General features: G+C 67.0%; 17 protein-coding genes. 11 read left to right on the top strand and 6 right to left on the bottom strand.

The features are described from left to right. Positions 1 to 13 precede the first annotated feature (13 nt). Both gatB and VIF40_RS10065 read left to right on the top strand, forming a co-directional pair. Positions 14 to 1,486: an Asp-tRNA(Asn)/Glu-tRNA(Gln) amidotransferase subunit GatB gene (gene gatB / locus VIF40_RS10060; RefSeq protein WP_331937386.1), complete on the top strand. Its 1,473-nt coding sequence runs from the start codon at positions 14 to 16 to the stop codon at positions 1,484 to 1,486. Between the two features lie 659 nt (positions 1,487 to 2,145). Next, a complete protein-coding gene (locus tag VIF40_RS10065; RefSeq protein ID WP_331937387.1) occupies positions 2,146 to 2,490 on the top strand; it encodes a hypothetical protein in 345 nt (114 codons plus the stop codon). A 201-nt stretch (positions 2,491 to 2,691) separates the two neighbouring features. Here VIF40_RS10065 and VIF40_RS10070 read toward each other — a convergent pair whose 3' ends face one another. Next, positions 2,692 to 3,099: a hypothetical protein gene (locus VIF40_RS10070; RefSeq protein WP_331937388.1), complete on the bottom strand. Its 408-nt coding sequence runs from the start codon at positions 3,097 to 3,099 to the stop codon at positions 2,692 to 2,694. A gap of 193 nt (positions 3,100 to 3,292) precedes the next feature. Here VIF40_RS10070 and hemB point away from each other — a divergent pair, with 193 nt between their 5' ends. After that, positions 3,293 to 4,318: a porphobilinogen synthase gene (gene hemB, locus VIF40_RS10075; protein ID WP_331937389.1), complete on the top strand. Its 1,026-nt coding sequence runs from the start codon at positions 3,293 to 3,295 to the stop codon at positions 4,316 to 4,318. Between the two features lie 15 nt (positions 4,319 to 4,333). On the opposite strand, the gene VIF40_RS10080 is transcribed toward hemB, so the two are convergent. Beyond that, positions 4,334 to 6,853: a hypothetical protein gene (locus tag VIF40_RS10080; protein WP_331937390.1), complete on the bottom strand. Its 2,520-nt coding sequence runs from the start codon at positions 6,851 to 6,853 to the stop codon at positions 4,334 to 4,336. A gap of 271 nt (positions 6,854 to 7,124) precedes the next feature. Between VIF40_RS10080 and VIF40_RS10085 the strand changes: the two genes are divergently transcribed. Both VIF40_RS10085 and pyk read left to right on the top strand, forming a co-directional pair. Continuing rightward, positions 7,125 to 7,550 carry a DUF1036 domain-containing protein gene (locus tag VIF40_RS10085; RefSeq protein WP_331937391.1) on the top strand — a complete coding sequence of 142 codons (426 nt, stop codon included), beginning with the start codon at positions 7,125 to 7,127 and terminating at the stop codon, positions 7,548 to 7,550. Between the two features lie 45 nt (positions 7,551 to 7,595). Next, positions 7,596 to 9,029: a pyruvate kinase gene (pyk, locus tag VIF40_RS10090; protein WP_331937392.1), complete on the top strand. Its 1,434-nt coding sequence runs from the start codon at positions 7,596 to 7,598 to the stop codon at positions 9,027 to 9,029. A gap of 6 nt (positions 9,030 to 9,035) precedes the next feature. On the opposite strand, the gene VIF40_RS10095 is transcribed toward pyk, so the two are convergent. Together VIF40_RS10095 and VIF40_RS10100 are read right to left on the bottom strand one after the other, a co-directional pair. After that, positions 9,036 to 9,527, bottom strand: coding sequence for a GNAT family N-acetyltransferase (locus VIF40_RS10095; protein WP_331937393.1), 492 nt, complete (start codon positions 9,525 to 9,527; stop codon positions 9,036 to 9,038). Between the two features lie 2 nt (positions 9,528 to 9,529). Continuing rightward, positions 9,530 to 10,321 carry an inositol monophosphatase family protein gene (locus tag VIF40_RS10100; RefSeq protein ID WP_331937394.1) on the bottom strand — a complete coding sequence of 264 codons (792 nt, stop codon included), beginning with the start codon at positions 10,319 to 10,321 and terminating at the stop codon, positions 9,530 to 9,532. Between the two features lie 210 nt (positions 10,322 to 10,531). On the opposite strand from VIF40_RS10100, the gene VIF40_RS10105 reads away from it, so the two are divergent. Both VIF40_RS10105 and VIF40_RS10110 read left to right on the top strand, forming a co-directional pair. Further along, complete coding sequence (locus VIF40_RS10105; protein WP_331937395.1) at positions 10,532 to 10,807, top strand: hypothetical protein; 276 nt, start codon at positions 10,532 to 10,534, stop codon at positions 10,805 to 10,807. A 350-nt stretch (positions 10,808 to 11,157) separates the two neighbouring features. After that, a complete protein-coding gene (locus VIF40_RS10110; protein WP_331937396.1) occupies positions 11,158 to 11,694 on the top strand; it encodes a DUF1465 family protein in 537 nt (178 codons plus the stop codon). 86 nt (positions 11,695 to 11,780) lie between these two features. Here VIF40_RS10110 and rpmE read toward each other — a convergent pair whose 3' ends face one another. Next, positions 11,781 to 12,011 carry a 50S ribosomal protein L31 gene (gene rpmE / locus VIF40_RS10115; RefSeq protein WP_331937397.1) on the bottom strand — a complete coding sequence of 77 codons (231 nt, stop codon included), beginning with the start codon at positions 12,009 to 12,011 and terminating at the stop codon, positions 11,781 to 11,783. A 114-nt stretch (positions 12,012 to 12,125) separates the two neighbouring features. Continuing rightward, the gene (gene cpdR / locus VIF40_RS10120; protein ID WP_108918517.1) at positions 12,126 to 12,500 is read right to left on the bottom strand and encodes a cell cycle two-component system response regulator CpdR; all 375 of its coding nucleotides are present in this window, start codon (positions 12,498 to 12,500) and stop codon (positions 12,126 to 12,128) included. Positions 12,501 to 12,713: 213 nt separating this feature from the next. Here cpdR and VIF40_RS10125 point away from each other — a divergent pair, with 213 nt between their 5' ends. The 4 genes from VIF40_RS10125 to hrpB all read left to right on the top strand — a co-directional run bounded on the left by VIF40_RS10125 (position 12,714) and on the right by hrpB (position 17,439). After that, positions 12,714 to 13,631, top strand: coding sequence for an N-formylglutamate amidohydrolase (locus VIF40_RS10125; RefSeq protein ID WP_331937434.1), 918 nt, complete (start codon positions 12,714 to 12,716; stop codon positions 13,629 to 13,631). 20 nt (positions 13,632 to 13,651) lie between these two features. Further along, positions 13,652 to 14,488 carry a histidinol-phosphatase gene (hisN, locus tag VIF40_RS10130; RefSeq protein WP_331937398.1) on the top strand — a complete coding sequence of 279 codons (837 nt, stop codon included), beginning with the start codon at positions 13,652 to 13,654 and terminating at the stop codon, positions 14,486 to 14,488. Positions 14,489 to 14,568: 80 nt separating this feature from the next. Further along, on the top strand, positions 14,569 to 14,934 hold the full coding sequence (locus tag VIF40_RS10135) for a ComEA family DNA-binding protein (RefSeq protein ID WP_331937399.1): 366 nt from the start codon (positions 14,569 to 14,571) through the stop codon (positions 14,932 to 14,934). A 27-nt stretch (positions 14,935 to 14,961) separates the two neighbouring features. After that, positions 14,962 to 17,439 (top strand): ATP-dependent helicase HrpB, encoded by a 2,478-nt coding sequence (gene hrpB / locus VIF40_RS10140; protein WP_414684780.1) that lies wholly within the window; start codon positions 14,962 to 14,964, stop codon positions 17,437 to 17,439. Positions 17,440 to 17,455: the final 16 nt, after the last annotated feature.

Raw genomic sequence — 17,455 nt, forward strand, 5'->3', positions numbered from 1 at the left:
AGGACGAAGAGACATGAACACGCGCGAGACGCAGCCGAGCAAACTCATCAAAGGCGCGACGGGCGACTGGGAAGTCGTCGTCGGCATGGAGATCCACGCCCAGGTCACGAGCAAGGCCAAGCTCTTCTCCGGCGCCAGCGCCGAATATGGCGGCGAGCCCAACGCCCATGTCTCGCTCGTCGACGCGGCCATGCCGGGCATGCTGCCGGTCATCAATGAGGAATGCGTCCGCCAAGCCATTCGCACCGGCCTCGGCCTGCAGGCGCAGATCAATCTGCGTTCCGTCTTCGATCGGAAAAATTATTTCTATCCCGATCTGCCGCAGGGCTATCAGATCTCCCAGTACAAGCATCCGATCGTGGGCGAGGGCGAGGTGATCGTCGATGTGACGCCCAGCGAGCGCATCACCGTCGGCATAGAGCGGCTGCATCTCGAGCAGGACGCCGGCAAATCCATCCATGATCTCTCGCCCAGCGAGAGCCATGTCGATCTGAACCGCTCCGGCGTCGCGCTGATGGAGATCGTCTCCAAGCCGGACCTTCGTTCGGCCGAGGAGGCGCGCGCCTATGTCTCCAAGCTGCGCACCATCCTGCGCTATATCGGCTCCTGCGACGGCAATATGGAGCAGGGCTCGCTGCGCGCCGACGTCAATGTCTCGGTGCGCAAGCCCGGCGCGCCCTATGGCACGCGCTGCGAGATCAAGAACGTCAACTCCATTCGCTTCATCGGCCAGGCGGTCGAGGTGGAGGCGCGCCGCCAGATCGGCATTCTCGAGGATGGCGGCGTGATCGCGCAGGAGACGCGCCTGTTCGATCCCGGCAAGGGCGAGACGCGCTCGATGCGCTCCAAGGAGGAGGCGCACGACTACCGCTATTTCCCGGACCCGGATCTGCTTCCGCTCGAATTCGACCAGCCCTATGTCGACGCGCTGAAGGCCGAACTGCCGGAGCTGCCGGACGAAAAGCGCGCGCGCTTCGTCGCCGCTTACGGTCTGCCGCCCTATGACGCCGGCGTTCTCGTCGCCGAGCGGGCGAGCGCGGACTTCTTCGAGGAGGCGGCGAAAGGCCGCGACGCCAAGCTCGTCGCCAATTGGGTGATCAACGAATTGTTCGGCCGCCTCAACAAGGAAGGGCTCGACATTACGCGTTCGCCCGTGTCGGCGCAGGCGATCGGCGCCATCGTCGATCTCATCTCGAGCGGCGTCATCTCGGGCAAGATCGGCAAGGATCTGTTCGAGATCGTCTGGCAGGAAGGCGGCGATCCGCGCGAGATCGTCGAGACGCGCGGGCTGAAGCAGGTGACGGATTCCGGCGCGATCGAAAAGGCGATCGACGAGATCATCGCCGCCAATCCCGACAAGGTCGCGCAAGCGAAGGCGAAGCCGACAATGCTCGGCTGGTTCGTCGGCCAAGTGATGAAAGCGACCGGCGGCAAGGCCAATCCACAAGCCGTCAACGAGTTGCTGAAGAGCCGTCTCGGCGTCTGAGACGCTTCCGACAGAGCCGAAAGACGAATCACTCGGCGCGTCGATTCGATCGAATCGACGCCGCGCGAAGGCCGCAGCGCGGCTATCGCGACGCTCGGCGCGCGCGCTGCGCACAATTTTTTTTCACTCGGTCTGCCGCCTTCGACGAACGTGCGCGACAGTGCTCGCGCGCGCGGCGGCGGCGCGTCGCGCATGCGTCGAGACATGCGATGCGATCGGCGCAGAGCGTCGGCGACAGCGTGAGACGAAAGCGCGAAATGTCGATCGGTCACGCGGCCGTTGTCGACCACAGCTCTTTGGCGCAATTGCGCGCGCGTCCTGGTTTTTGAAGAAAAACAATAGATTGAATGGCAGCGCCGATGGTCGCGCAGCGCGCGTCGATGTGACGACGGCATAGCCGCGTCGATGCGTGACGACTGTTTCCGACATTGTCGACGGCGATGTCGCCATGCGGCGCGCGCGCTGCGTCTCGCGCTTTTGCGACGCGCGCTTCGACGTGTTTCGCGTCGCGCATTCGCGCTGGTCTCGCGCTACGCGACATCGCATTCGCGAGCAATTCGTGAAAGCGCCTCTTGAACGACTGCTTAACCACGTTACGCTATTGCGGCCTATTGTCGGTCATAGCGACATTCCGACGATATGGATCAAGGGGACTGAATATGGCGAAACCAACGACGAAGCGTAAGCCTGCGAAAAAGGCGGCCGCGAAGAAGGGTGCTCGTAAGACTGCGACCAAGAAGACCGCGACCAAGAAGGCCGCGACCAAGAAGACGGCCGCCAAGAAGGCCACGCGGAAGGTCGCGCGCAAGGCCGCTTCGAAGAAGGTCGCTCGCAAGACCACGCGCAAGACGGCCACGAAGAAGCGCGTCGCCACGAAGAAGCGCGTCGCTACGAAGAAGCGCACCGCTACGAAGAAGACCGCGCGCAAGGCTCCCGTCAAGCGTCGCGCTCCGCGCAAGCCAAAGGAAACCCCTCCGGCGCCGGAAAGCTCGGAGACGGTCTGACGAAAGACCCGCGGCCGAAACGCGTTCGCCATGCGCATCCGATTCACCTCGCATCGTGAACGCGTTTCGCAGCAATCTTCTTGCCCGGGCCGGCTCGGCCCGCGCTCCTCGAACGTCTGACGCGCTTCCCCTTCGGACCTCGACGCGAGGATCTCCGGCTCGAGCGTCCCCGGACAGATGGCGGAGCGGCTCGTCAGGCCTTCAACGGGTCAGACATCGGGTCGCGAATTCGCGCCAGCGCGTTCCGACCGTACGACCTTCCTGCCTGATCTTCATCCATTGCGAGGCGCATTGGCGCATGCGCTCGCGCGAGGCGCGCGGCAGCGACGGCGGCGGCGTCGATGTGTCGAGCGGGGGCAGCTCGCGCGGCGCGGCGGGCGGGGCCTCGGGCGTCGGCTGCGGCGCGTGCTGCTCTGGCGGTCGTCGCGGCGGCGTTGGCGCGCGCGGCGCGCGGCGCGCGGCGACATGGGCGCGTTCGCTCGAGGGCGCCGGCTGCGGCGCGGCGGCGACAGCGGTCGCCAGCGCGCAGAGCGAGGCGGCGATCGCCGCATAGGCGCGCCGCGGCCGAGAGGGAGCGCCTGGGTCTCGCGCGATCACTCGTTTCGCCATCGGCTCCCAATGCTGTATCGCCATCTGCGCGGACAAAAGCGCGACGTGTGGCGTGACGACGGCTCTAGACCGGAACGCCGCGGGGCGTCAATGCTGGGAGCTTTCGCAGTCTTCCCATCACGGCGAGCGGCGTGTTAGGCACGCTTCGCAGCGTCGCGCCTCGCCTCGCGCGGCTGCGCTGGAGGTCGCGCCCATGGAGTCTCCCGGAAACAAATTCACTGCGTCGTCGGCGCGGCTCACGCTCACCGCGCGCCCACGTCGCAACCGCAAGAGCGAATGGGCGCGCCGCCTCGTGCGCGAGACGCGGCTCTCTGCCGACGATCTGATCTGGCCGCTGTTTCTGCTCGACGGCGTCGGGCGATGCGAGCCGATCGGCTCCATGCCGGGCGTCTATCGCTATTCGATCGACACGGCGCTCGAGGCGATAGAGGAGGCGGCTTCGCTGGGCGTGCCGGCGGTGGCGTTGTTTCCCAATACCGATCCCGCGTTGCGCGATCCGCATGGCTCGGCGGCGCTCGATCCGGAAAATCTCGTCTGCCTCGCCTGCCGCGCGATAAAAAAAGCGGTTCCGGGCATAGGGATTATTACGGATGTCGCGCTCGATCCCTATACGAGCCACGGTCATGACGGGCTGCTCCTCGGCGACGAGATCGTCAATGACGAGACCGTCGCGGTGCTGGCGGCGCAGGCGGTCAATCAGGCGCGCGCCGGCGCCGATGTCATCGCGCCCTCGGATATGATGGACGGCCGCATCGGCGTGATCCGCGCCGCGCTCGACGCCGAAGGCTTCGAGAGCGTCCAGATCATGAGCTACGCCGCCAAATACGCCTCGGCCTTCTATGGGCCGTTCCGCGACGCCATCGGCACCGACAAGATTTTGCGCGGCGACAAGCGCACCTATCAGATGGACCCTTCCAATAGCGACGAGGCGCTGCGCGAGGTGGCGCTCGACCTCGAGCAGGGCGCCGATATGGTGATAGTCAAGCCCGGCATGCCCTATCTCGACATCGTCCGGCGCGTCGTCGACGCTTTTCAAGCGCCGACTTTCGCCTATCAGGTGTCGGGCGAATATTCGATGATCGCGGCCGCTGTCGCCAATGGCTGGCTCGACGGCGAGCGGGCGATGATGGAGAGCCTCATCGCCTTCAAGCGGGCGGGCGCATCCGGCGTTCTCACTTATTACGCGCCGCGCGCCGCCGCTTTCCTGCGTCGCGGCTGAGGCCGCGGCGCCGCCTCACCAAACGGACGTCGCCAGCGGCAGCTTCTGCTTCAGCCGGGTGATGAGGTCCTTCAGACTCTGTCGATTGTCCTTGTCGCAGAGCTGCGCGTCGAGATCGGCCTGCACCGATTGCGACAGCCACCAGCTCATCGACACTTTCGACATGGACAAGGTCAGGCCCTTGAAGCGCGCGCAGGTCTTGTCGAGCAGCGGATCGTCGCCGCCGTCGGCGACGAGCACCGGCTGCACGCGCACGCCGATCTGGAAGAAGCTCGCCGTCATTCCGCCCGAATAGCGGTCGGTGTCGGCGTTCATCTCGACGAGGCTGCGCTGGGCCAGCGCCGCCTGTTCCGCCGCATGGCCGGCGCGCGTCGCCAGCAGCGCGTCGACCGGCGCGGCGACGAGACCGAAAAGATTCGACAGGAAGCTCACCCCCGTCGCGCCGAGCCGCGGCGTGCCCGCGGCGCGCGGCGGCAAGGAATTGTCGACCAGCGCGCCGACCGGATCATTCTGCACCCACAGGATCAGTGGCGTGATCCCTTGGCCCTTCAGCGCGCGCGCCACATCGAGCGCGGAGGCGAGACCGGCGTTGTCGAAATAGCCGCCGTCGACGATGCGGTCGCCATGGACGGCGTCGTCCTTGGCGCGCAGCGCGCCGGCCGGCGAGATCACCGGGAAGCGCGCGCTGAGCAGCGCCGCCGTCGACAGCAGAATGTCGGGGCCGTTGCGTAGGGCCGCGACATCTTCTGCGCCATGCGCCGCCGCCGGGCACATGTCGCCCTGCGGCGTCTTGCAGGGCGTCGAGATCATCTCGAAGAAATCATAGGCCGCGGGATAGAGCGGCGCGCGCGAATTTGTCGCGGGGGCAGGGCGCGTCGAGATCAGATCGGCGCCGATGATGCGCGTTCCGCTGTCCACGGAGGTGCCGTTGAGCAGCAGCAGCGGCGCCCATTTGCCCGGCGGCGTCGCGCGCGCATAGCCCAAGCGGCGGCACATGCCCGTCGTGGCGCCGCTGGCGCAGGGCTCGCCGGTCTGGATCAGCTCGCCGGTCCAATAGTCTTTCTTATAGGCGGGGTTGGTCACGAAATCATAATGACGCTCCCACGATTTCTCGAGCAGAGCGGCGCGATCCTCCATCCAGCTCTCGTCGCCGAAGAAAAATTTGCGCGGCGAGAAATTGTCGCGAAAGCCGAGGCCGACGACGGCCGGCGAGAGATAATCGCCGGAGACCAGCAACTGCAGGCAGTCGCGCCAGCTCGTCGTCGGATCGCGCTTCTCATGGGCGCCGATCCAGACGCGCGCCGTATTGACGCAGGGCGGCGTCGCGACGTCCTTCTCCGCGACGTCCGAAAGCGCGGCGCGGAAGACCGCCGAGCCGAAGGCGCCGCCGGAGACGCCGGAGAAAGCGAAGATGCGACGTCCCGGCGAGGTCAGCGCCGGCCCATCGCCGAGATCGCCGTCGCGATCGATCAAATGGCCGATGACGGTCGCCGCCATGAAGGCCGCGCGGCTGGCGCCGCCTTCGGCCGCGACGATCAGCGCCGGCGGACATTCGTTCTGCGTGCAGCCATTGGCGGCCTTCCAATTTCGCACCGCTTCGGTGATGTCGATCTGCCGATCGGCCTTCGGCGGCGCGCCGGCTGCGTCGGGCAGCATGCGCACATCGTCGAGATGCGTGTTCGTCGCCGTGATCCCCGCCGCGAGCAGGATCGCGATCAAAAGCAGCGGCCGCCCGGTCTCATAGCCCTTGCGCACCAGCCAGCTCGCGCCGAGCACGAGGCTGCCGAGCAGAAAGGGTGCGATCAGCGCGCGCGGCGCATGGTCGGACAGAAAGAAGGGCCAGATCAGAGCCGAAACGAAAACCGCCATCGTGGCGTAGAGCGAGGCGTCGGTCAGCACTTGCAGATTCATGCTCGCGCCGATGAATTTGGCGATGCGTTGGCGCTTCACGACAAAATAGATGAAAGCGACGGCCGTCACGGCGTCGAGCGCCAGCAGCGCATTGATCTGGTCGCGAGTCGCGGTCGCCTCGGGGAGAATGGCGGCGTTCTCGATCGAGGACTGCGCGCCCATGAGGCCGAGCGCGACGGCGACGAAAGGCGTGAGGCCGAGAAGGCGCGGCGTCCAGGCGATGACGCGCCCGAAACGGCGGCGGACATGGTCGCGGACCGAGCGTATGTCGTTGTCGCGCATCTCTATGCGGAGAAGATAGGGAATCATCCAGGCCGAATCGGCGTCCTCGAGCACGCGACGCGCGCCGTAATGGACCGGAAACGCCCAGACCAGGAACACGGCGGCGAAAACCGCGAACCAGTAATGCGCGCCGAAGAGAAAGGCGTCGAAGGAGCGGTCGGCGAAAAGATTCTGCGCCTGATCGACGAGTCCGAACAAAGCCATGCCGGCGAGGGCGCTGGCGACGCTCACGCGGCAGGCCCAGAGAATGCGGCAGACCCAATAGAAGTCGGTTTTCCACTGCGGCGCCGGCGCCGTCACCTCGTCCTGAATCGCGGGTTTCGTCTCTAGCAATTGCGACATGATGCGCTCCGTCGAAAAAAAGATCTTGCCCGGACCTCTGCGGTCCGCCGGAAATCCGGTTGCGAAGTCTACGCTAGGCGTTGACGGTGACAAGACCGCCACGGCTGCGACAGGGGCTGCGCGCGCCTGTGAAGAGGTCGAGGCGACGCGCTCGGGGCCACGTCGTCGGGGTGGACAAAGCGGCCGTCCCGTGGTTTGGCTGTGCATGCGCCGCTTCGGGCCGCCTGCCTGCGGCCCCGCTTCTTCGACCCTCTCGCGACTGTCATCCCCAATGTCCGGCCGCTCGACTCTGTTTGTGATCATTTCGTGTTGTCTTTGCGCTATATCCGCCGCCAGAGCGGATTTTCGCCTGTGCAACAACACGACGAACCGAGTGAGCGTGGCCTTGGCCTATACGGACGGACGCAATTGGCTCGCGGAAGGATGGTGGAATTTGCGCTCCTCCGCCTGCGAGACCCTGTTGCGCGGACCGCTCGCAGCCCAGTATTACTACGTATATGCGATGGACGAGCGTGGCGGAGAATGGAAGGGCAAGGCGTTCATGTGCACGCGCGATCGCGAATTCCGCATCGACGGGCGCGAGGATTGCTTCGCACGTGGCTTCGACCGCACGGGCTTCTTCGAGATCGACACGGGGCGTGACGCGAAGAATTGGACGGTTCAGCTGACCGATCCGGTTCCGTCCTCGACGCAGTGACGAGGGTGGCCGCGCGGCTCTGACAAACGAGGATTGGGCGAAAAAATGAGAAGGTTGCGGCGCGTGAAGATCATCGCGACGCTCGGTCCGGCGAGCGTCGAGAAGACCGTCGTGGCCGGCCTGTCGACGGCCGGCGCCGATGTGTTTCGGATCAATATGAGCCACACCGACCATGCCGGGCTCGCGGCCTATGTGCGCATGATCCGCGAGATCGAGGCCGAGACCGGCCGCGCCATCGCCGTATTGGTCGATCTGCAGGGGCCCAAGCTCCGCATCGGCGCTTTCGGCGACGGGCCGGTGCATTTGCGCAAGGGCGACCATTTCGTGCTCGACGCCGACACGACGCCGGGCGATGCGACGCGCGTGCAGCTTCCGCATCCGGAAATCCTGCAGGCGCTGAAGGTCGGCGATGCGATCCTCATCGACGACGGCAAGGTCCGCCTGCATGTGGTCGAGACGTCGGACGACATGGCGCGCGCCGTCGTCGACATCGGCGGCCGCGTCTCCAACCGCAAGGGCGTGAGCCTGCCGGACACCGACATTCCGATCACCTCCATGACGCCGAAGGATCGGGTCGATCTCGACGCGGCGCTGATCGAGGGCGTCGATTGGGTGGCGATCTCCTTCGTGCAGCGCGCGGAGGATGTGCTCGAGGTCAAGCAGGTCGTCGGCTCGCGGGCGCTGGTCATGGCCAAGATCGAGAAGCCGCAGGCCATCGCCCGGCTCGACGAGATCATCGAGGTGGCCGATGCGCTGATGGTGGCGCGCGGCGATCTCGGCGTCGAGGTGCCGCTCGAGAAGGTGCCGAGCCTGCAAAAGCGCATCACCCGCGCGGCGCGCCGGCTCGGCAAGCCGGTCGTCGTGGCGACGCAAATGCTCGAATCGATGATTTTGGCCCCGCTGCCGACCCGCGCCGAGGTTTCAGACGTCGCGACGGCCGTCTATGAGGGCGCCGACGCCGTCATGCTCTCGGCCGAGAGCGCCGCCGGCCAATATCCGATCGAGGCGGTGGCGACGATGAGCCGCATCGCCGAGGAGGTGGAGAGCGACGGCGTCTATCGCTCCATCCTCAACGCGCAGCGCAATGCGCCGCCCAATCCGACCGCCGCCGACGCCATCGCGGTCGCGGCGCGCGACGTCGCCGAGACGCTCGACTCGATGGCGGTCTGCGCCTGGACGGCCTCCGGCGCGACGGCGCTGCGCATCGCGCGCGAGCGGCCGCGGCCGCCGATTCTGGCGCTGACGCCCAATCGCGACACGGCGCGCCGGCTGGCGCTCGTCTGGGGCGTGCATTCGCTGGAGACGCAGGATGCGCGCGACGTCGAGGACATGGTCGACCGCGCCTGCGTCAACTCCCTCGGCGAGGGCTTCGCGTCTCCGGGCGACCGCATCATCATCGTCGCGGGAATGCCCTTCGGCTCGCCGGGCGCGACCAATATGGTCCGGCTCGCGCTGGTCGGCGAAAAAGGCGGCTCCTGAGTCCGCTCAGGGACCGGCTTTAGCGGCCGACGACCATTCCATGATCAGCGTCGGCCGTCCCGAGAGGCTCGGCTGGCCCTCGGCGACGCGCGTGAATCCTTCGCGCTCGTAGAAGGAGACGGCGCGCCGATTGTCCTGATTGACGTCGAGCCGCAGCCGCGCCGGCGAGAGGCTGCGCGCCGCCTCGATCAGCGCCTCCGCCGCGCCGGAGCCGAAGCGTTCTGGATGCACGCAGAGCTGGTCGAGCCAATGCGTGGCCGGATCGATGGTGACGAAGCCGATGAGCGCGCGGCCGCGGCCCTCGAGTAGGAGCAGCGTGCGCGCGCCGCCGGACTCCAGCTGGACGATATGACTCTTCAGCCAGTCGCGGCGCGTTTCGAAGTCGATGTCCGCATAGGTCCGCCGCCAGGCGGCGACCCAGAGGTCGAGCAGCGCCGCCCAGTCCGAATCGCGACGCGCGACGATGCGCGGGCCGGATATCGGGCCGCCGCTGTTCACGCTCAGGCCTTGCGGACGGAGTCGAGCAAGAGCCGATGGATCGCCTCATTGCCGGCGCAGATCGCGCCTTTCGGCAGCATGTCGCCGCCGCCCTCGAGATCGGTGACGAAGCCGCCGGCCTCCCGCACCAGCACGATTCCGGCTGCAATGTCCCAGGGCTTGATGCCGCGCTCCCAATAGCCGTCGCAGCGGCCGGCTGCGACGAAGGCGAGGTCGAGCGCGGCGGCGCCGAGCCGACGAACATTGCCGGTCTTGGCCATGACGGCGGCGAGCTCGGTCTGGAAGCGGGGGTGGCGGTCGAGCGCGGCGAGGGGAGGGATGCCGCAGGCCACGAGCGAATCGGTCAGCGATTTGCGCGAGGCGACTCGCATGCGCCGATTGTTGAAATAGGCGCCCTGGCCCTTCTCGGCGACGAACATATCGTCGGTCGCCGGATTGTAGACGACGCCGGCGACGAGCTGGCCCTCCCGCTCGAGTCCGATCGAAACCGCGAAAATCGGTATGCCGTGCAGGAAGTTGGAGGTCCCGTCCAGCGGATCGATATGCCAGGTGTGGGTTTTGTCGTTGCCCTCGACCGCGCCGCCTTCCTCCATGAGAAAGCTGTAGCCCGGACGGGCGCGCGACAATTCCTCGAACACGACCTTTTCGGCGCGCCGGTCGGCGGCGGTGACGAAATCGCCGGGGCCCTTCACGGACACCTGCAGATTCTCGACCTCGCCGAAGTCGCGCTTCAGGCTGCGGCCTGCCTTTATGGCCGCGGCAGTCATGACGTTCATCAATGCGGATCGGATCATGGAGTCCTGGGGAAAATCGCGGGGAAAGGGGGCGAGGGCTTCAAATGACAGGCCGGCGGCGGGCGCGTCAAGCATTCACTGCGCATCTTTCGTCCCGGCTTTAACCGGCGATAAACCGCGACGACGACGCGCGTCGCGGCCTTCACCGTTTCGAAAGCGCCGTTTCGCCAAAGTGGGGCCCTCGTGTGGCGCTCGGCGGCGTCCCGCTTCATGGAGACTATTCCTGTGCGGTTCGATCCTGTGGACATCGTCGAGACGAGGGCCGGTCGATCCGCTGCGGCGGTCGGCCGGAGCGGTTCAGTCCCCGAGCGCGCCGGCCCGCCCGGCCGACCGACGCCCTCCAGAGGGCAATTGCTGCGCGTCGGTTTGCTGCTGGCGATCGCCGCGCTCTGCGCCGGCGCGCTGAAGGCGGGCCTCGGACGCACGATCGCCGGCGCCGACCGCACAGCCTTCCCGCAGACCTCCAGCGGAACTATAAGAGCTTGAGCTAAAGCGCTGCGCTAGAACAATTTTTATGGATATCGCCGCGCGCCGGAGGCGGATGTTGCGGCGATCTTCGAGCGATGGTTAAAGCAGGCTGATAAAACGCGATATTTCATTTGCTTAAAGCAGTCGGCTAATCGTCTTCATCAACATCGGCCGCGCCGGGGCAGGCGGGGCTCGCGAGGGGGCGGGCGTCGGCCGCACACCGCGACCTCGGGTGTATTACGTACGGAATCAAAGATTAAGGTTAAGCAAAACCTAATAAGGCGCGCCCCGCAATTTTGCGTTACATAGGGACCTATCGGAACGGCGTGACCCAATCGCGGCGTTCGAGCGTTCGAGAGCGTCGTATCATGGGGCAAGCGTCGGATTCTGTGGAAATCGTTCAGACTCCGGTCTCCTTCGCGGAGAAGCTGGCGGGGTCGGAGGCATTCGGGGCCATGTTTCGCGAGGGCATGGCGCTGGTCGAGGAGGCCGCCGCCTATCTCGACGGGGCCGGCCGTGACGACGCCAAGGCGCTGCCGCGCCCGGAAGCTCTCGCCTATGCGGCCGAGAGCATGCGGCTGACGACCCGGCTGATGCAGATCGCGTCCTGGCTGCTGTTGCAGCGGGCGGTCAATCAGGCGGAAATCACCAGGGCGCAGGCCGCGAGCGACAAGCATAAGGTGCGGCTGTCGCAGCAGGAGCTCGCGTCCAATCCGGACGTTTTCGCGCATCTCCCGCAAAAGCTGCGCGATCTCGCCATTCACTCGCTACGCCTGCAGGCGCGGGTGATTCATCTCGATCAGCTGATCTATGGAACGGAAGCGGGCTATGCTCCGACGCAGTCGGAGAGCCCTGTCGAGGCGCAGCTCCAGAGGCTGCGCAACGCCTTCGCTCCGGGCCTGTGAGGCCGCGCGACCCGCAGCGCAAAGAGACAGACCAAAAAAGCCGCGCTCATGCGCGGCTTTTTTTTGGCGTCGCGAATGCGGCGTGCTTACTTCTTGCCGAAGGTCAGATTGCCGAAGCGCGAGTTGAAGCGCGACAGGCGGCCGCCACGGTCGAGCAGCTGCGCCGAGCCGCCGGTCCAGGCCGGATGCGTCTTGGGGTCGATGTCGAGATTGAGCGTGTCGCCCTCGGAGCCCCAGGTCGAGCGGGTGAAATACTCCGATCCGTCGGTCATCACGACCCTGATCGTGTGATAGTCGGGATGGATTTCGTTCTTCATCGTCTTTCCTCGAACTGAGAGCCGCGCCGACGCCGGCGTTTGGCGGCGCTCATAGCGCATGGCGCGCAAAGGAGCAAGGTCGCGCGCGACGCGTTTTGTCGCGCGGCGGCGCGGTCAGGCAGCGAGCAGACGCTGCACCTCATTGACGAGGTCCTTGAGATGGAAGGGCTTGGAGAGGATTTTCGCCTGTCGCGGCGCCTGATTGTCCGGATTGAGGGCGACCGCCGCAAAGCCGGTGATGAACATGACTTTTATGTCCGGATCGAGCTCGGTCGCCCGTCGCGCCAGCTCTATGCCGTCCATCTCCGGCATGACGATGTCGGTGAGCAGCAGCTCGAAAGGCTCGACGCGGAGCTGATCATAGGCGGAGAGGCCGTTGTCGAAGGACGTGACGGAAAATCCGGCCGTCTGCAGCGCGCGGACCAGAAAGCGGCGCATGTCGGTGTCGTCTTCCGCCAGCAGGATTTTCGCGGCAATCTTGTCGGTCATATCGCTCCTCGCATGTTCTTTCGCATAAGGGCGCAGTTTGGTAAAAATCGGGTGAAAATAAGGACCCGCTCACGCCGGCGGGCAAAATTCCGGCCCTTGTCTCGCATGAATGGAAATTTTCGGGAATATGCGCGTCGAAGAGACTATGCTGCTTTTTGCGATATTCTCTCGCGGGGGCGAAATGAGAGTGAGATCGATGAGGTCCAGACGATGATGGACGAGGAGCGGGCCGAGAGCCCGCGGCCCGCCGACCCCGAGCTCCATGTTCCGTTCGAGCTGGTCGAGCCCGCCGAGCTCTGCTCGCCGCTCGTTTTCTCGTCGCCTCATTCGGGCGCCATCTATCCGGCGAGCTTCCTCGCCAGCTCGCGCCTCGACATCTCGAGCCTGCGCCGGTCCGAGGACGCGCATGTGCACGAGCTCTTCGCCCTCGCGCCGACGCTCGGCGCGCCGCTGCTCATGGCGCATTTTCCGCGCGCTTTTCTCGATTTGAACCGCGAGCCCTATGAGCTCGATCCGCGCATGTTCGAGGATGCGCTGCCCGAATTCGTCAACACCCGCTCGCTGCGCGTGGCGGCGGGTCTCGGCACCATTCCCCGCGTCGTCGCCGACGCGCGCGAGATCTATTCCGGCCGGCTGCGCGTCGCCGACGCGCTGCATCGCATCGACAGCCTGCACAAGCCCTATCACGCGGCGCTGCGCGGGCTGATGGAGCGGGCGCGCCGCCGCTTCGGCGTGGCGCTGCTGGTCGACTGCCACTCCATGCCCTCCAATGTCGCCAAGGAGAGCGTCTCCGGGCGTGAGAAGCGCAAGCCGGATTTCGTGCTCGGCGACCGTTTCGGCGCGAGCTGCTCCTCCGATGTCGTCGACGCGATAGAGGCGCGGCTGCGGCAGTGGGGCTATCATGTGCAGCGCAATCGGCCCTATGCGGGCGGCTATATCACCGAGCATTACGGCAAGCCCGGCGCCGGCTGGCATGCGGTGCAGATCGAAATCTCGCGAAATCTTTATATGAACGAGGCCGATCTGCGTCGCGGCGTCGACTTCGATCTGCTGGCCTCGCGGCTCGGCGAGATCGTGCGGCTGCTGACGCAGCTCGTCGGGCCGCGCGAGCAGCGCGCCGCCGCCGAATAATATCACCGCCCGGAGAGGCAATGACCGCCGTCGATTTCGAGAAATTCGTCGAACGCCTCGCCGACGCATCGGGCGAGGCGATCCTGCCCTTCTTCCGCACGAGCCTCGCCGCCGAGGACAAGGCCCCCGGCGGCGCCTTCGATCCGGTGACCGAGGCCGACCGCGCCGCCGAGACCGCGATGCGGCGGCTGATCGAGCGGACGTTTCCCGATCATGGGATCATCGGCGAGGAGTTCGGCAATGTCCGCGCCGACGCCGAATATGTCTGGGTGCTCGATCCCATCGACGGCACCAAGAGCTTTATTTGCGGGCTACCGCTGTGGGGCACGCTGATCGGCCTCCAGCATCGCGGCTGGCCCTGCTATGGGCTGATGCACCAGCCCTTCACGCGCGAGCGCTTCTCCGGCGACGGCGAGGCGGCCTATTGGCGCGGGCCCGCCCGCCACCATCATCCTGAATCGGGATGGCGGGCGCCGCCGCCGCCCGCCGAGGATCGCCGCAAGCTGCAGACGCGTCCTTGCGCCTCGCTCGCCGAGGCGACTTTGATGACGACATCGCCGAAGCTCATCGACGAGAGGCGGCGCGATGATTTCTTCCGCGTCGAGGCGCAGACGCGACTCTCGCGCTATGGCGGCGACTGCTACGCCTATTGCGCGCTGGCCGCCGGGCATGTCGATCTCGTCATCGAGACCAATCTCAATCCTTACGACATTGTCGCGCTGATCCCGATCGTGGAAGGCGCGGGCGGGATCGTCACCACATGGGACGGCGGCCCCGCGGCGCTGGGCGGCGCGATCATCGCCGCCGGCGACAAGCGCGTGCATGAGGCGGCGATGCGGGCGCTGGCGGGGGAATGACCGCATCCTCCACCGCTTGACCCGGCTTTCGCGAGACGCCACCCTCCGCGCGCCAATCCCTCCCGACGCGAGGCTTCTCCATGCGACATATTTTGCGCCTTTGCCTGTTCGCCGTCCTTTCGACCTTCGCCGCCAGCGCGCTGGCTCAGGCGCCGCAGCCGGCCACGCCCGCCGCCAAGCCGGCCAAGAGCGCGCCCGCCAAGCCAGTCGCGCCGGCGCCGGAGCCCGCCAAGGAGCCCGCCGCCGCCAAGCCGGCCGAGCTGCTCGACATAAATTCGGCGACGAAAGAAGAGCTCGATGCGCTTCCCGGCATTGGCGAGGCGCGCTCCGTGGCGATCGTCAAGGGACGGCCCTATAAGGGCAAGGACGAGCTCTATCAAAAGAACATCCTCCCCAAGGGCGTCTATGAGAAGATCAAGGACAAGATCATCGCCAAGCAGAAGTGAGCGCGCGCGTCCTGCGCGGCGCCGTCCTTGATCGCATTCTCCGACAGTCTGCCGATCGACGAGGCGCTGCCGCGCGTGACGGCGGCGCTCGGCGAAGCGGGCAATCTCGTCGTCGTGGCGCCCCCCGGCGCCGGCAAGACGACGCGCATCCCGCTCGCTCTGCTCGACGCCGATTGGGCTAAGGGCGGCAAGATCATCCTGCTGGAGCCGCGCCGTCTCGCCGCGCGCGCCGCCGCCGCGCGCATGGCCGCGACATTGCGCGAATCCGTCGGCGAGACGATCGGCCTGCGCATGCGGCTCGAGTCGAAAGTCTCCGCCAAGACGCGCGTCGAGGTCGTCACCGAAGGCGTCTTCGCGCGCATGATCCTCGATGATCCCATGCTCGAAGGAATCGCCGCGGTTCTCTTCGACGAATTCCACGAGCGCTCGCTCGACGCCGATGTCGGGCTCGCGCTGGCGCTCGATGCGCAGGCGGGGCTGCGCGACGATCTGCGCATCGTCGCAATGTCGGCGACGCTCGACGGAGCGCGCGTCGCCGGCCTCATGCGCGGCGCGGAGATCGTCGAGAGCGAGGGTCGCGCCTTTCCGGTCGAGACGCGCTATCTCGGCCGCGATTCCAACGAGCGGCTGGAGGAGGCGATCGTCCGCGCAGTGTCGCGCGCGCTGGCGGAGGAGAAGGGCTCGCTTCTCGTCTTCCTGCCGGGACAGGGCGAGATACAGCGCGTCGCCAATCTGCTCGCCGAGCGGCGCCTGCCCGCCGATGTCGATGTCGCGCCGCTGTTCGGCGCGATGGACCGCAAGGAGCAGGACCTCGCCGTCGCGCCGGCGGCGCCTGGGCGGCGCAAGGTCACGCTCGCCACCTCGATCGCCGAGACGTCGCTGACGATCGAAGGCGTGCGCGTCGTCATCGATTGCGGCCTCTCGCGCGTCGCGCGTTTTGAGCCCGATCTCGGCCTCACGCGGCTCGAGACGGTGCGCGCCGCGCGGGCCAGCGTCGATCAGCGTCGGGGCAGGGCGGGGCGCACCGAGCCGGGCGTGTGCTATCGCCTGTGGGACGAGGCCGCGACCGCCTCGCTCCCCGCCTTCGCGGCGCCGGAAATTCTCGCCGCGGATCTGTCCGGCCTCGCGCTCGATCTGCGCTCCTGGGGGCTGGATGATCCGAATAAGCTCGCCTGGCTCGATCCGCCGCCGGCGCCGGCCTGGAAGGAGGCGGTCGCGCTGCTGCGCACGCTCGGCGCGCTCGACGAGACGGGCGCGCTCACCGTCACGGGCCGCGCGATCCGCGCTCTGCCGCTCGCGCCGCGCCTCGCCCGCATGATCCTCGAGGCGGCGAGCCATGGCGAGGCGGAACGCGCCGCCGATCTCGCTCTGCTGCTCTCCGAGCGCGGTCTCGGGGGACCATCCGGCGACCTCTCCGAACGCCTCGACCGTTTCCGCTCCGACAATGCGCGCCGCGCGCGCGATGCGCAGCGGCTATCGTCCGGCTGGGCGTCGCGGGCGAAAGCCTCCGTCGCGCGCGAGGCGGAGGCCGATCTCTCCGATGGCGCGCTGATCGCCATGGCCTATCCGGACCGCATCGCCAAGGCGCGCGGCGCGGGCGGCGAATTTCTGATGGCGAATGGCCGCGCCGCCGCCGTGCAGCCGCACGACCGTCTCGCCCGAGCGCCGTTTCTGGCGATCGCCGAAATCGCCGGCCGCGCCGCGCAGGCGCGCATTCTCGCGGCCTGCGCGCTCACGGCCGAAGAGGTGGAGCGCATCGGCGCCGATCGCATCGAGACGCGCGACGAGACCATCTTCGATCCGCAGAGCGCGAGCCTGCGGCGGCGGCGCTCTCGACGGCTCGGCGCGATCCGCCTCGCCGAGCAGAATCTCGCGGTGGAGGCCAGCGAGGACAATGCCGTCATTCTCGCCCGCGGCGCCGCCGGCCTCGGAATGTCCCGTCTGCCCTGGAGCAAGGCGCAGGCGCAGCTGCGCGATCGCATCGCCTTTCTGCGCCGCGCGGAGAGCGATGACTCCTGGCCGGACGTGAGCGACGAAGGATTGGCGAAAAACGTCGAGGATTGGCTCGCGCCTTTCATCGCGGGGCGCGCGAGCGTCGCCGCGATCACGGCGGACGATCTCGACGCAGCGCTCGCGGCCCTGCTCCCCTATGCGCTGACGCGGCGGCTCGATCAGGAGGCGCCGGCGTTTTTCGAGACGCCCGCCGGCTCGCGCCATGCGCTCGACTATTCGGCCGCCAATGGCCCGCTATTGTCGGTGCGGGTGCAGGAGCTGTTCGGCCTCGCGACGCATCCGACGCTCGCCAAGGGCCGCGTTCCCTTGACGCTGGAGCTTCTGTCCCCGGCGCATCGGCCGATCCAGACGACGCGCGATCTGCCGGGCTTTTGGGCCGGCTCCTGGGCCGAGGTGAAGCGCGAGATGAAGGGCCGCTATCCGCGCCATCCCTGGCCCGACGACCCCGCCAGCGCCGCGCCGACGACGCGGGCGAAGCCGAGAGGGACGTAAAGCGTCGTGTCCTTGG

It is taken from the genome of Methylosinus sp., assembly GCF_036560965.1.
Taxonomy (GTDB): Bacteria; Pseudomonadota; Alphaproteobacteria; order Rhizobiales; family Beijerinckiaceae; genus Methylosinus.